This is a genomic window from Enterococcus sp. DIV1090 (genome assembly GCF_050537975.1).
Lineage (GTDB): Bacteria > Bacillota > Bacilli > Lactobacillales > Enterococcaceae > Enterococcus > Enterococcus faecalis.
The window spans coordinates 1,550,091-1,563,601 of record NZ_CP172917.1; the positions used below are offsets into that span (position 1 = coordinate 1,550,091).

Genomic DNA, 13,511 nt, shown 5'->3' on the forward strand with positions numbered 1-13,511 from the left:
AACGCTCTTAGTTTGGCCGTTTAATTCAATTTATTTTGTTGAACCTTTTTGATCAATTCCATAAGGTAAAACAACTGTTTTTTCTTCAATTTCTTCTTTGTTCATTAGTTTTGTTAATAAGCGCATTGACACGGCACCGATATCATATAAAGGTTGTGTAATACTTGATAGACGTGGACGAGAGACTTCTGTAAGCAATGAGTTATTGCTTGTAATGATTTCAAATTCTTCTGGAACTTTCACACCAGCATCTAGCATCCCATCTAATAAACCAATCGCTAGCTCATCGTCTGTAACAAAGGCAGCTGTTGCTCCACTGTTACGGACACGCTCAGCCAAATTAATCCCTGCTTTAAATTTATATTCAGATTCAAAAACTAAGCCTTCATTATAAGACAAGCCATTTTCCGCTAAAGCTTCTTTGTAGCCTTTCATTCGGTTTTGACCATTAATTGGATCGATTAATGCACCACTAACAAAAGCAATTTTTTTGTTCCCATTTTTCGCTAAAGTCGCTGTTGCATCTTTCGTTGCTTCTGTGTAATCAATATTAACGCTACCAACTTGTTCATCTGGATCAATTGAACCTGCTAAGACAACAGGTGTTTTTGAACGTGAAAATTCACCACGAATATCATCTGTAATGCGATGACCCATAAAGATAATCCCATCTACTTGCTTGGCAAGTAAATTGTTTAATACAGTAACTTCTTTTTGATCGTCTCCATCTGAATTAGCTAAAATGATATTATATTTATACATTGTAGCCACGTCGTCAATGCCACGTGCTAATGAAGCAAAAAATGCATTACTAACATCTGGAATAATGACACCCACTGTTGTCGTTTTTTTACTTGCTAAACCACGTGCGACTGCGTTAGGACGGTAATCTAAGCGATCAATCACTTCTAAGACTTTTTTACGCGTTGCTGGTTTTACATTGGGATTACCATTGACAACACGAGAAACAGTAGCCATAGATACATTTGCCTCTCTAGCAACATCATAAATTGTAATTGTTTGTTTTTCCATGTTTCTTCTCCTATAAATATGAATTTGTTCTCATTTTCTGAAAACACTGTTTACATTTCTTTCCTAGCCTAGAATATCAAAATTCTTCTATTTTTGCAACCGTTTTATCGTTTTTTCATGAAAATTTACTTTCCATTTCAAAAGGAACTTTTTGTCATTTCATGTTATGATAGTACTGTGATTCACTTCAGAATAAAAGAAAGAAGGATGTTTTATGAATCAAGAAAAAATTGCCGATTTAAAAAATTGGATGCACCAAGAAAAGATTGACTTCACTTATATTAGTGATCCTGGTCATATCGCTTACTTTTCCGGTTACGAAAGCGAACCTCATGAGCGCGTGTTAGCTTTGTTTATCGCTGCGGACGACCAATCATTTTTATTTACACCTGCATTAGAAGTCGAAGATGCCGAAAATAGTAGTTGGACTTATCCTGTTTATGGTTATTTAGATAGCGAAAATCCTTGGGAAAAAATTGCAGCTTTATTAAATAAACGGACACAAGGCACACCACGCTTTGCTTTAGAAAAACAAGCTCTTTCTTTAGCTCGTTTCGATCAATTGAAAACCTATTTCCCAGCTAGCGATTTTTCGCATGATGTTACGCCTTTAATTGAAAAACTTCAATTAATTAAAACGGAACCTGAAATTCAACGTTTACTAGAAGCTGGTAGTTGGGCTGATGTCGCTTTTGAGATTGGCTTCAAAGCAATTCAAGCAGGCGTTGCGGAACAAGAAATTGTTGCAGAAATCGAGTATCAATTAAAACGTCAAGGTATTCGCTCAATGAGTTTTGATACGTTAGTCTTAACAGGAAAAAACGGAGCTAGTCCTCACGGGGTACCTGGCGAAACAAAAATTGAGCCCCATGACTTAGTGCTATTTGATTTAGGTGTCGTTCATAATGGCTATTGTAGTGATGCCACACGAACAGTCAGCTACTTGGAACCTTCTGATTTCCAAAAAGAAATTTATGGAATTGTTTTAGAAGCACAATTAGCAGCAACTGAAGCGGTGAAACCTGGTGTTACAGCAGGCGAATTAGATGATATTGCTCGAGGTGTAATCACAAAAGCTGGTTATGGTGAATACTTTAACCATCGCTTAGGCCATGGCATTGGAACCACTGTCCATGAATACCCATCGCTAGTTCATGGCAATGATTTAGTCATTGAAGAAGGTATGTGTTTCTCTATTGAGCCCGGTATTTACATTCCTGGAAAAGTAGGCGTTCGTATTGAAGATTGTTTACACGTAACGAAAACAGGATCCGAACCATTCACTAAGACAACCAAAGAATTGCAAATTATTGAATAGCATAAAAATAAAATGAGGCCATCAGTCAACCGGACTGATGGCCTCATTTCTAAATTTTAAGGTAAGCCGCTGAACAAAAGCAACACGATCCGTTGCTAACTTTCATAAGCTAAACGCTTGTTACCCTTTAAATTCTTTTTTTACGTCTTTCGCTGCATCTTTAACATCTTCTTTTGCTTCTGCAGCTTTTTCAGGAACATCTTTGGTGGTTTCTTTTGCTTCATCGACACCAGCAGAAACAGTTTCTTTGGCCGCTGCCGCAGAATCTTTAACGTCAATATAGATATCTTCTGCTGCATCTTCGGCAATTTCACCTAAATCTTCTGCGTGATCTTGAGCATCGTCAGCTGCTTTTTTAAATTGATCAGATAAATCACCTGTTTGTTTTTTAAAGTTATCAAGCATGTCGCCAGAAACACCTTGTGCTTTATCCAATGAATCTTTTGTTTTTTCTTTGACAGAACCTGCCAAATCAGAGGCTTGATCTGATAAAACGCCGGCTTTTTGTTTTGCGATTTCTGTTAATTCTGTTCCTTTTTGAACAGCATAATCTGTGTAATCTTGCGCTTTGTTTTTTAAATCATCTGTTTGATTTGATAAATCATCACGTAATTCTTTACCTGATTTTGGTGCAAGTAATAATGCGGCAACGGCTGCTGCTGTTCCACCAATTACTGCTCCTAAGAAAAATCCGCCTTTTTTAGCCATAAAAATCTCCTCCAATTAGTTATTTGTTTTTTTATTTTTTGAACGCATTGCTCTAAAAGCAGAACCGCCTACTTTACTCACTAAACCAGCTTTCGCTGTGCCTTTCCCTACGGTTCCTACCTTTGTAATCAAATGTTTACTTGAGGTGTTCAATTCAGAGACACTTTCGCTTAAATCAGCAACGGCCGTAAACAACGGATCAATCGTTGCCACTTTTTGATTCACATCTGTCAATAGTTCATTACTTTTAACAAGCAAGCCTTCCACTTGGCGACTCAATACATTCACATCGCTAGTCACGACTTTGATTGTTGTATTTGTTTCATCAATTGTATCTTCAATTTTTGAAACAACTTGAGAAACTTTATATAACACAAGTACTAAAAAGATGACTAAAACAACAAATGCTACCGCTGCAATTAAGGCAGCAATTTCCCCACCTGACATATCATTACTCCCCTCTGAAATTTTATTTATAATCTTAGGATAACACCAACTTATATTTTTCACAACTCATAAAGCTAAGAATGACAATTTATTTTATAAAATTCTCATGCCGTTTTCTTTAAGAAAATAAGCGTAAAATTTCCTTCTAACGAATTGAAATTTTACGCTTATTTTTATTTATTTTTCTTTTGGTTGCTCTTTTTTCGCTAATTGAGCACCTAAATTAATAATGTATTCTCGTAAATTATCTTTTACTTCTGGATGAGTCAAACCATATTCAATGCTTGTTTTCATAAACCCAAATTTATCGCCAACGTCGTAACGTTCTCCTTTAAACTCACGAGCAAAAACGCGTTGTGTTTTATTTAAAGTGTCAATCGCATCTGTTAACTGAATTTCGTTACCAGCGCCTGGTTTTTGATTTTCAAGTACATCAAAAATTTCAGGGGTTAATAAATAACGGCCGATAATCGCTAAATCACTTGGTGCTTCCTCGGGTTTTGGTTTTTCAACAAAATTCTCGACATTGTATAGTCCTTTTTCGATTTCTTTTTCTGGGTTGATAATACCATATTTTGAAGTATCTTCATGGGGTACTTTCATTACCGCAATTGTCGAAGCATGTGTTTGTTCGTAATCATCCATTAATTGTTTCGTTAATGGCACTTTATCTTCCATTAAATCGTCGCCTAACATCACGACAAAAGGTTCATTGCCAACAAATGCTTTCGCTTGTAAAACAGCGTGTCCTAAGCCTTTCGGATGGGATTGACGAATAAAATGTAAATTAACATCCGTTGTTTCTTCGACTAATTTCAATAAATCGGTTTTATTTTTTTCTTTTAAGTTATTTTCTAATTCAACATTTGAATCGAAATGATCTTCAATCGGACGTTTGGCTTTGCCTGTCACAATTAAAATATCTTCGATTCCTGAAGCTAGTGCTTCTTCTACAATAAATTGAATCGTTGGTTTATCAACAATCGGTAACATTTCTTTTGCCATCGCTTTGGTAGCCGGCAAGAAACGTGTTCCTAACCCAGCTGCTGGAATAACTGCCTTTTTAACTTTCATCTTTTTTCCTCCTAAAAATCAAGTGTAAATTCGTTTTCGGTTTTGCCATCGCGCAACATGATTTCTTTTGCTGCTTGTTGTACATCTTCGTCATTGTACAAGACATTGTAGATTGTTTCTGTGATTGGCATTTCGACTTCTAATTGTTGTGCCAATTCATAGGCTGCTTTAGTTGTTGAAACACCTTCCACAATCATACCCATGTTTTCTAAGACTTCATCTAACTTATGGCCTTTTCCTAATAAATTACCCGCACGCCAATTTCGAGAATGGACACTTGTACAAGTAACAATTAAATCCCCAACACCACTTAAACCAATAAATGTTAATGGGTTTGCTCCCATCGCAACCCCTAAACGACTAATTTCTGCTAAACCACGAGTCATAATTGCCGCTTTGGCATTATCACCAAAGCCTAAGCCATGAATCGCTCCGGCGCCCAAAGCAATAATATTTTTTAAGGCCGCCCCTGTTTCTACACCAATCACATCATCATTCGTATAAATTCTAAAGTAATCATTCATAAACAACTCTTGCACATACACAGCGTCTGCTAAATTTTCGCTTGCTGCTGTAATGGTTGTGATGTCATGAACAGCGACTTCTTCTGCATGGCTTGGACCAGATAAAACCACAATTCCTTGCCGTTTTTCTGCTGGAATCTCTTCCGCTATCACTTCTGAAATCCGCTTATGTGTACCTTGTTCGAGCCCTTTACTTGCATGAATAATAATTGGTTTTGTTTTTAAATGTTGGGCCACTTCTTGTGCTACTGAACGAATGGCTTTAGTTGGTACCACAAACAGTACCGCATCCACATCTACTAAAGCAGTGGCTAAATCAGTGGTTGCCTGAATTGAAGTAGGTAAGATTAATTCTGGTAAATAATGTTTGTTGGTGTGTTTTGTATTTATTTCATCGATTTGCTCTGGTTTATTTCCCCAAATACAGACCTCGTGTCCATTTTCGGCTAATACTTGAGCTAAAGCTGTCCCCCAGGAACCTGGACCTAAAACAGCGACTTTTTGTTTCATCGGTGAAACTCTCCTTTCGCTAAACAACGTTACTTCTTTAGTTTACCATATTCTTCGATCAAGTTGGATTAAGAAGTTGTTATTTTTTTCTTTTGTTTCTCCCGATTGTAAAATTTCAAATTGGGATTTCTTCTACGAACGATCACAATAACAATTGCTGCCACGAACATCACTAAAGACAACAATTGTGAGACACGAATGTTACTAAACGCATACAAACTGTCCATCCGTAAGCCTTCGATGAAGAAACGGCCGAAAGAATACCATATTATATAACCTAAAAAGACTTCGCCTTCTTTTAAAAAGTGTGGCTTTTTGCGTAATAACACTAAAACGATAAAGCCTAAAACATTCCAGACAGATTCATATAAAAATGTTGGTTGATGATACGTTCCGTTGATATTCATGTTATCAATGATAAACGTTGGTAAATGGAGATTTTCTAAAAATTGTCTGGTGGTCGCTGGCCCATAGGCTTCATGATTCATAAAGTTGCCCCAACGACCAATTGCTTGCGCTAAAATCACACTTGGTGCAGCAATATCTAAAAAAGTCCATGTAGAAATGAAACGATGACGCGTAAAGAAAAACAGCGCCAGTCCCCCACCAATAAGACCACCATAAATCGCTAAGCCACCATTTCGAGTAAAGAAAATTTCAATCGGATTGTCTACATAGTCTTGCCATTGAAAAGCGACGTAATACAAGCGCGCGCCAACAATTGCTGCAGGTAATCCCCAGAGCATAAAGTCAAAGACATCATCTTCTTTTAAACCAACACGAACGGCTTCACGACTACTTAGCCAAACAGCTAAAGCAATCCCTGAAACAATAATAATTGCATACCAATAGACGGGAATACCGAAAAGGCGAAATGCAATTGAATTTACTTGAGCTAACATCATCACATCTTCTCCTTCTATTCTCCTGAATTTTCTTCAATCAAACGGGTTAAGCGCTCTTCGAACGTTTTTGTTGCATCATAACCCATTGTTTTCGCGCGGAAGTTCATTGCTGCCACTTCAATGATAATGGCCACATTTCGGCCGGTCTTAACAGGAATACGAATCTGAGGGACATCAACGTTAGCTATTTCAACCATTGCATCATCACTACCAAGACGATCATATTTCTTGTCTTTTTCCCATGCCTCTAAATAAACGACCAATTGAACTTGCATAAAGCCACGGACCGCACTAGCTCCAAACAGGTTCATGACGTCAATAATTCCGATACCACGAATTTCAATTAAATGCTGCAAAATTTTTGGTGGCTCTCCAACCACGGTTAATTCATCTTGCTGATAAACATCGACACGATCGTCTGCGATTAGCCGATGTCCACGTTTAATAAGCTCTAAAGCTGTTTCACTTTTACCAATACCGCTATCTCCTTGAATCAAAACACCAAGTCCATAAACATCAACTAAAACCCCATGGACACTTGTGCGAACAGCTAAACGGCCATCTAAATAACTGGATAGTTCCCCTAGTAAACGGGAAGTTGAAATCGGTGAACGTAATACAGAAACGCCATTTTCTTTTGCTGCTGTAATTAATTCTTCGGGGATTTCTAGTCCTCTGGATACTATAAAGGCTGGAGTATCTTTCGCACATAAACGGCGCATCACTAATAAACGCTCTTCAGGCATCATTCGTTCCGCAAAGGTAATTTCTTTGCTCCCAAATAATTGTAAACGGTCATGGGAATAATAATTAAAATACCCAGTTAATTCTAAACCTGGCCGGGAAATTTCACCAGTTTTGATTGTTCTATTTAAGCTTTCTTCATCTCCGTATACTACTTCTAAAGAAAGATTTTCTACCAGTTGATAAATCTTTACCACTTCTGTCATATCGAATGTCAGTCCTTTCTGCTACTTGTTATATTTTATCATTTAAAAATACAAGTTTCTAGCTATTCACTAGATAATTCCTAGAATTATCATATTTCAAAAAAATGAAACTATTTTTCAGTGAAATTACCTATGCTATTTCTGTTACTTGACTATTTCAGAAAACTTTGTATACTTGAAGCCGATCCTTTTAAGAAAAGAGGAAACTTATGAAAGAATATTTAAAGGAAAAAGCCCATCAATTACCGTTAACGCCTGGTGTTTATTTAATGAAAGACGCAACCGACACAATTATTTATGTGGGTAAAGCCAAAAAATTAAAAAATCGCGTGTCGAGCTATTTTATTAATAGTAATCAACATTCTCGAAAGACGATGCGTTTAGTCAAACAAATTATAGACTTCGATGTTCTCCATACTGACACAGAATTGGATGCGCTCCTTCTAGAATGTCAACTGATTCAACAGTATCGGCCGCGCTACAATCGCCAAATGAATGCTTATGAACAATATTCTTATGTATCGGTAGCCGTTAATGAGCGGCAATTAGAGATTAAACTCTTAAATATTCCCACTAAAGAGAACTGTTTTGGTCCTTATTCGATTCGCCGAAAATTAAACCGTTTAAAAATAATTTTGGATAGTATCTACGATCTCGTCCCAACCAACTATTGGCATCAAACCTTTCAAAAAGAGAGTGCCATTCCGACCGAACTATTTCAACAAGAATTGTTCGACTTTTTCCATAATCAAGGACGAGAACCAATCAAACGAATTGCTCAACAAATGCAAGAAGCTGCTGAAAAACAAGCCTTCGAAAAAGCGGCAAAACTCAAGGAAGATTGGCTCTTTCTGACGCGCTTTGCAAACCAAAATCAACGAATTAGTCAAGCTAACCAACGAGATTGGCAACTGATGTGGTTACCTTGTCAGAAAAAAATCAAATACTATTTAATTTACCAAGGCTTGGTGGTAGCAACACGTGTTGTAACTAAACAAACGTTTCAAAAATATTCACCGCTTGAACTAGCAAAAAAAATCATGCCCAAAAAACCACCGAAAACAATTGAGCATTACTCGAAGCAACAAGTTGATTTTTTAAACATTTTATATGGCTATATCAGCCGCCATCCAGAATGTCACCTAGAAAATTTAACCATCGAAAAAGCCTGAAGAACGCATTTTATGCTACGTTCTTCAGGCTTTTTTTATTCATATTTAGATAAATTGTGATCCGTAACGATCGTATTGACAATTGACATAATTACAGCCATTAGCACCGCTGCCCAAAAACTTGAGAAGCCAAAGTTCATTTCCCCCACAAAAAACGAGGTCATTTGTAAAATCGCTGCATTGACAACAAAGCTAAATAGACCAAACGTTAATAAAGTAAATGGGAGCGACAAGATTGTTAAGACTGGTTTCACCAACATATTTAGGATTGAGAGAACAAAGGCGGCAATAATTGCAGGCATTATGCCTCTCACATGAATCATGCCAGGAAAAACAACTGATAAAGAAATGAATGTCAGTGTATTAACAACCAATCGCTGAAAATATGTCATTAAAAGTCACTCCATTCGTCATCATCAATTTTTTCCGCTTCTTTACGTTGCTTTTTATTGGCAGCATAAGGATTTTCATTGCGAACATTTCTATTATAAGGATTTTGATGGCCGTAGCCGCGATCGCTTCCTGTTCTTCCAGAAGGGATCAAGACTGCTAAGGCAATGTATAAGAGAATGCCTGGAAATCCTGCTGAGAAAAAGCTGAGCAAGACATAAACGACACGAATAATTGTTGGGTCAATTCCTAGCCAATCAGCAATCCCAGCTAAGCTTCCTGTTAAAACCACGTTATTCGGAGATTTTGTTAGTTTTCTTTTCATATGTTTTCACCTCGTCTACTAAATTTTACACTAGAAAGGCTGATTCGTCAGCCCATCTAGCTTAAAATTATTAATTATTTATCCGTATCTTTTAGGAAAATACTTCCCGTTGTTGTAGAAGCATTAATTTGAGCCATTGATTCTTCCAGTACACGTCTAAAATGTAATTGTTGATTGCCGCGATCTTTCTTTTCACGGACAACTTCAATATCTGTTAAACGGCTGTTAATACTACCTAAATTCGTTTTCACTTGCCCTTCAACGCCTAAGTCATTTGGCAAGGCTAACTTGATATTCCCATTTGCAGAGCTTGCTTCAACACGGCGAAGCGTTTTTTCTTTAGCTGTAATGCGGATATCTCCATTAATCAGAGAGACACTTAGACTTTCTGGTGCCGCGGAAATAGACACATCACCATTGACTGTTTCAATAATGTTATCTAAAATCGTTCCTTCTAGGACTTTAATTTCACCATTCACGCCTTCAATTTCTAACATAGTTGCATCAATTTTTTTAAACGTAATCGTCCCATTCGTTGATTTTGTGTAAACATCTTTCGCTGTTAACTCTTCTACTAAGACATTTCCGTTTAATAATTTAACAGATACATGATCGTAAGTGCGTTTTGGTAAATAGAACGTTAAATCTGCTTTCACCCGTTTGTTTGGCACTTGGAAAGAAATCGTTTCATCATCCACATCAATGTCACTTCGTTCTAAGAAAGCTTCCATTGGTGAATCTCCTGCCATTTTACCATATAATTTGATTTTTGCTTCGACTTTCACATCTTCTTGATCCCAAGTTTTGAAAACCACGGTACCATTTGCTACCTTGACATCAATTAAACTTGCTTGTGGATTTGGATAATTAAACTCATGTTCAAACTTAGTTGTTGCCACACCAGGAACTTTCATTTTAATGTCTTTCCATTCCACATTATCATTCATGGTGTCACTGAAAGAATTAAATGTTTTTTTCAAGAATTCTCCCACTTGGCCGCCAACTTCGGCAACTTTGCCGCCGACTTGGTTAAAGGTGTCTGTGGCTTGATCTTTCCACTCTTCAGAGAATTGAGAAGAAACTTTTTCTTTTGTATCATTCCATTGACCTTTCCATTGTTCTTTACGAATGTTTTTTAGTTCTTCTTCCAGTGCTGTTTTTTCAGTACTTTGAGTCGCTAATTTTTCTTCTAATTGTGCAAGTAAAACGTGCAAGTCTTTTCGTTGAACTTGTTCATCTTCTGTTAATGCATCTAACTCTTCTTTTGTATCTAATGTTCCAATTTCTTCTGCGACTTCTTTAATTTCTTCTTTTATGCCGGCAATTTCTGCGTTGACTTCGTCCAATTCAGCCGAAGCACGATTGGCTTTTGTTGCTAACTCATCAAGAATTCTTTCTAAGTTTTCACGATCTTTTTCTGCACTGTCCTGTGTATTTTCTTCAAACGAATCAACAGTAGGTCCTTCTGATTCGCCTTTTTCTAATGCATCCATTAAATCTGCGACTTGATCTTCTTTATTTGTTGTTCCAATATTTTGTGTATCAACTTTTTCAGCAGCTTTTTCGATTTGTTTTTCATCTTTTTCAGTTGCCATATTTTCTAATAAAATTAACGCTTCTTCTGACGTTAGAATACCTTTTTTCACTAATTCTAATACGCGTTCTCTTTCTTTCATGGATATTGCCTCCTTAGCAAATTTTTCACTCAATAGTGTTTTCCTTACATGCATTATTATGCCTTGTTTTTGATCATTTGTCATAGGACTTAAGAACGATTTCTTCTCATTAGTAAGGACTAGTTTTATGAAATCAGTTCATTTTACGCTAAAAAAACTAGGAATTGGTCTAAAAAAGGCCGTCTCCTAGTTTTTTTATTTGTTTTTCTTAAAATTGTTCGTCACGATTACTATTCAATTCGGTAATTTTACCAGTTGCCAAGTAAACAATCCACTCACAAATATTTGTGACATAGTCGCCAATTCTTTCCAAGTATTGTGCCACATGTAGATAATCAGTTCCGCTAATGACCGTTTCTGGATTAGCTTTCATTGCTTCTACGGCATGTTTGTAAATACTATCGAAATATTCATTAGTACGATCATCCATTTGTGCAATCATTCGTGCATCTTTTTGATCCGTTTTAACGTAGGCGATTAAAACATTATCCACCATTTTTTTCACATAATCAGACATATCTGAAATTTCTTTTTCAATTTCAGGAATACGTGTTTCTCCTTTTAAGCGAATCGTTGATTTAGCAATTGAAACGGCATGGTCCGCCATTCTTTCTAAATCCGAACTAGCTTTCATAACAGTGATAATCATACGTAAGTCTGTTGTCACTGGTTGTTGTAACGCAATCATTTCAAAACTCTTTTTCTCAAGTTTGACTTCCATATCATTAATTTCAATATCGCGATCAATCACTTCTTGAGCCAATTTTTTATCATGATTAATATATGCCTTCACGGATTTATGGACGGCACTACTAACCATCATACCCATTTCATAAAATTGATTGTGCAGATTCAATAGTTCTTCTTCAAATTGTGTCCGTAACATTCTTTTTCCCCCTTTTAACCAAATTTACCAGAAATGTAATCTTCTGTTTGTTTTTCTTTTGGATTTAAAAATACTTTTTTCGTGTCATTAAATTCAATTAAATCACCTTGTAAAAAGAAGGCCGTTTTATCAGAGATCCGTGATGCTTGCGACATATTATGTGTCACCATAATCATGGTATATTTCTCTTTTAATGTTAACAGCATGTTTTCAATTTTACCACTAGAAACTGGGTCCAAGGCGCTAGTTGGTTCATCTAATAAAATAATATCTGGTTCCACAGCTAAAACACGAGCGATACAAACCCGCTGTTGTTGTCCACCAGAAAGTGAAAGTGCACTTTTGTGAAGTTTATCTTTGACATCCTCCCAAACGGCAGCAGCTTTCAAACTGGTTTCAACTGCTTCATCTAAGACTTGCTTGTCTTTGACTCCTTTTAGGCGCAAGCCATAAATCACATTTTCATAAACTGAAAATGGAAATGGATTAGGTTGTTGGAAAACCATCCCAATTTCTTTACGTAATTCAACGTTATCTGTTTTCGGTCCATAAATATCTTTTCCTTTATAGACAACACTTCCAGTAATAGTTACGTCTGGGATTAAATCATTCATACGATTCAAGCAACGTAAATACGTTGACTTCCCGCAACCAGAAGGACCAATCATGGCAGTTAATTCTCCTTGATTAAAAGTTAAATCAATGCCTTTCAATGCTTCTTTTTTCCCGTAATATAAATGTAAATCTTTTGATGAAATAATTTCTTTGCCCATCTTGCTCCTCCTAACCAAAATGTCCTGAAACGTAGTCTTCCGTTGCTTGAATTTTTGGTCGTGTAAAGATTTTTCTTGTATGGTCGTATTCAATGACTTTGCCCATATAGAAGAAAGCTGTATAGTCACTAATCCGCGCCGCTTGTTGCATGTTATGTGTCACAATGATGATCGTGTAATCATCTTTTAAATTCACTAACGTTTCTTCAACCGTTCCTGTTGAAATCGGATCTAACGCGCTTGCCGGTTCATCTAACAACAGAATATCTGGTTTCATCGCAATTGCCCGAGCGATACACAAACGTTGTTGTTGCCCACCAGACAGAGCTAAGGCGCTTTTGTTTAAGTTATCTTTTACTTGATCCCAAAGTGCGGCTTGCTTCAAACTTGTTTCAACGATTTCATCTAATTTTTTCTTATCCTTTTCACCATGCTGTTTCAATGCGAATGTGATATTTTCATAGATAGATTTACTAAATGGATTGGGCCGCTGAAAAACCATGCCAATGCGTTTTCTCATTTCGTAGACGTCAACTTCTTTCGTATTGACATCGACATCTTTATACATGATTTTTCCAGTAACACGTGAATTGGCAATGCCATCGTTCATACGATTTAGCGAACGTAAATACGTGGATTTACCGCAACCAGAAGGTCCAATTAAGGCGGTTATTTTGTTCTTTTCAAATTGCAAATCAACACCTTTGATAGCCTCATTGTCCCCGTAAAAGACATGTAAATCTTCCGTGTGTAACGCAATCGGGTCTTTTTGGCTATCTAGTTGAAGTAAATGGGTATCATTTAAATTGTATTCTTTCATG

At 36.7% G+C, this 13,511-nt stretch carries 15 protein-coding genes; 2 read left to right on the forward strand and 13 right to left on the reverse strand.

The features are described from left to right. Positions 1-30: 30 nt before the first annotated feature. Positions 31-1,032 (reverse strand): catabolite control protein A, encoded by a 1,002-nt coding sequence (gene ccpA, locus IGL48_RS07480; RefSeq protein WP_002357319.1) that lies wholly within the window; start codon positions 1,030-1,032, stop codon positions 31-33. A 214-nt stretch (positions 1,033-1,246) separates the two neighbouring features. Here ccpA and IGL48_RS07485 point away from each other — a divergent pair, with 214 nt between their 5' ends. After that, entirely contained in the window at positions 1,247-2,350 is a 1,104-nt protein-coding gene (locus IGL48_RS07485) for an aminopeptidase P family protein (RefSeq protein ID WP_002366790.1), read from the forward strand. Between the two features lie 120 nt (positions 2,351-2,470). On the opposite strand, the gene IGL48_RS07490 is transcribed toward IGL48_RS07485, so the two are convergent. From IGL48_RS07490 to hprK, 6 genes are all read right to left on the reverse strand, one after another. After that, a complete protein-coding gene (locus tag IGL48_RS07490; protein ID WP_002381831.1) occupies positions 2,471-3,058 on the reverse strand; it encodes a YtxH domain-containing protein in 588 nt (195 codons plus the stop codon). Between the two features lie 15 nt (positions 3,059-3,073). After that, positions 3,074-3,505: a DUF948 domain-containing protein gene (locus IGL48_RS07495; protein ID WP_002357316.1), complete on the reverse strand. Its 432-nt coding sequence runs from the start codon at positions 3,503-3,505 to the stop codon at positions 3,074-3,076. 177 nt (positions 3,506-3,682) lie between these two features. Then, positions 3,683-4,579, reverse strand: coding sequence for a UTP--glucose-1-phosphate uridylyltransferase GalU (gene galU / locus IGL48_RS07500; protein WP_002357314.1), 897 nt, complete (start codon positions 4,577-4,579; stop codon positions 3,683-3,685). Positions 4,580-4,590: 11 nt separating this feature from the next. Continuing rightward, positions 4,591-5,613 carry an NAD(P)H-dependent glycerol-3-phosphate dehydrogenase gene (locus IGL48_RS07505; protein WP_002357312.1) on the reverse strand — a complete coding sequence of 341 codons (1,023 nt, stop codon included), beginning with the start codon at positions 5,611-5,613 and terminating at the stop codon, positions 4,591-4,593. 68 nt (positions 5,614-5,681) lie between these two features. After that, a complete protein-coding gene (gene lgt / locus IGL48_RS07510) occupies positions 5,682-6,515 on the reverse strand; it encodes a prolipoprotein diacylglyceryl transferase (protein ID WP_002381830.1) in 834 nt (277 codons plus the stop codon). A gap of 17 nt (positions 6,516-6,532) precedes the next feature. Then, a complete protein-coding gene (hprK, locus tag IGL48_RS07515; protein ID WP_002357309.1) occupies positions 6,533-7,468 on the reverse strand; it encodes an HPr(Ser) kinase/phosphatase in 936 nt (311 codons plus the stop codon). A 209-nt stretch (positions 7,469-7,677) separates the two neighbouring features. Here hprK and IGL48_RS07520 point away from each other — a divergent pair, with 209 nt between their 5' ends. Then, a complete protein-coding gene (locus tag IGL48_RS07520) occupies positions 7,678-8,640 on the forward strand; it encodes a GIY-YIG nuclease family protein (protein ID WP_002365747.1) in 963 nt (320 codons plus the stop codon). A gap of 35 nt (positions 8,641-8,675) precedes the next feature. Here the strand turns inward: IGL48_RS07520 and IGL48_RS07525 are convergent, their stop codons facing one another. The 6 genes from IGL48_RS07525 to pstB (IGL48_RS07550) form a co-directional block, all read right to left on the reverse strand. After that, the gene (locus IGL48_RS07525; RefSeq protein ID WP_002357307.1) at positions 8,676-9,032 is read right to left on the reverse strand and encodes a phage holin family protein; all 357 of its coding nucleotides are present in this window, start codon (positions 9,030-9,032) and stop codon (positions 8,676-8,678) included. Further along, positions 9,032-9,355 carry a PspC domain-containing protein gene (locus IGL48_RS07530; RefSeq protein WP_002357306.1) on the reverse strand — a complete coding sequence of 108 codons (324 nt, stop codon included), beginning with the start codon at positions 9,353-9,355 and terminating at the stop codon, positions 9,032-9,034. Before IGL48_RS07530 ends, IGL48_RS07525 begins: the two co-directional genes overlap by 1 nt. 74 nt (positions 9,356-9,429) lie before the next feature. Continuing rightward, positions 9,430-11,031 (reverse strand): daptomycin-sensing surface protein LiaX, encoded by a 1,602-nt coding sequence (gene liaX, locus IGL48_RS07535; RefSeq protein ID WP_002360155.1) that lies wholly within the window; start codon positions 11,029-11,031, stop codon positions 9,430-9,432. A gap of 208 nt (positions 11,032-11,239) precedes the next feature. Continuing rightward, the gene (gene phoU / locus IGL48_RS07540) at positions 11,240-11,917 is read right to left on the reverse strand and encodes a phosphate signaling complex protein PhoU (protein ID WP_002357304.1); all 678 of its coding nucleotides are present in this window, start codon (positions 11,915-11,917) and stop codon (positions 11,240-11,242) included. Between the two features lie 14 nt (positions 11,918-11,931). After that, complete coding sequence (gene pstB, locus IGL48_RS07545) at positions 11,932-12,690, reverse strand: phosphate ABC transporter ATP-binding protein PstB (protein WP_002357303.1); 759 nt, start codon at positions 12,688-12,690, stop codon at positions 11,932-11,934. 10 nt (positions 12,691-12,700) lie between these two features. Beyond that, complete coding sequence (gene pstB / locus IGL48_RS07550) at positions 12,701-13,510, reverse strand: phosphate ABC transporter ATP-binding protein PstB (protein ID WP_002357302.1); 810 nt, start codon at positions 13,508-13,510, stop codon at positions 12,701-12,703. Position 13,511: the final 1 nt, after the last annotated feature.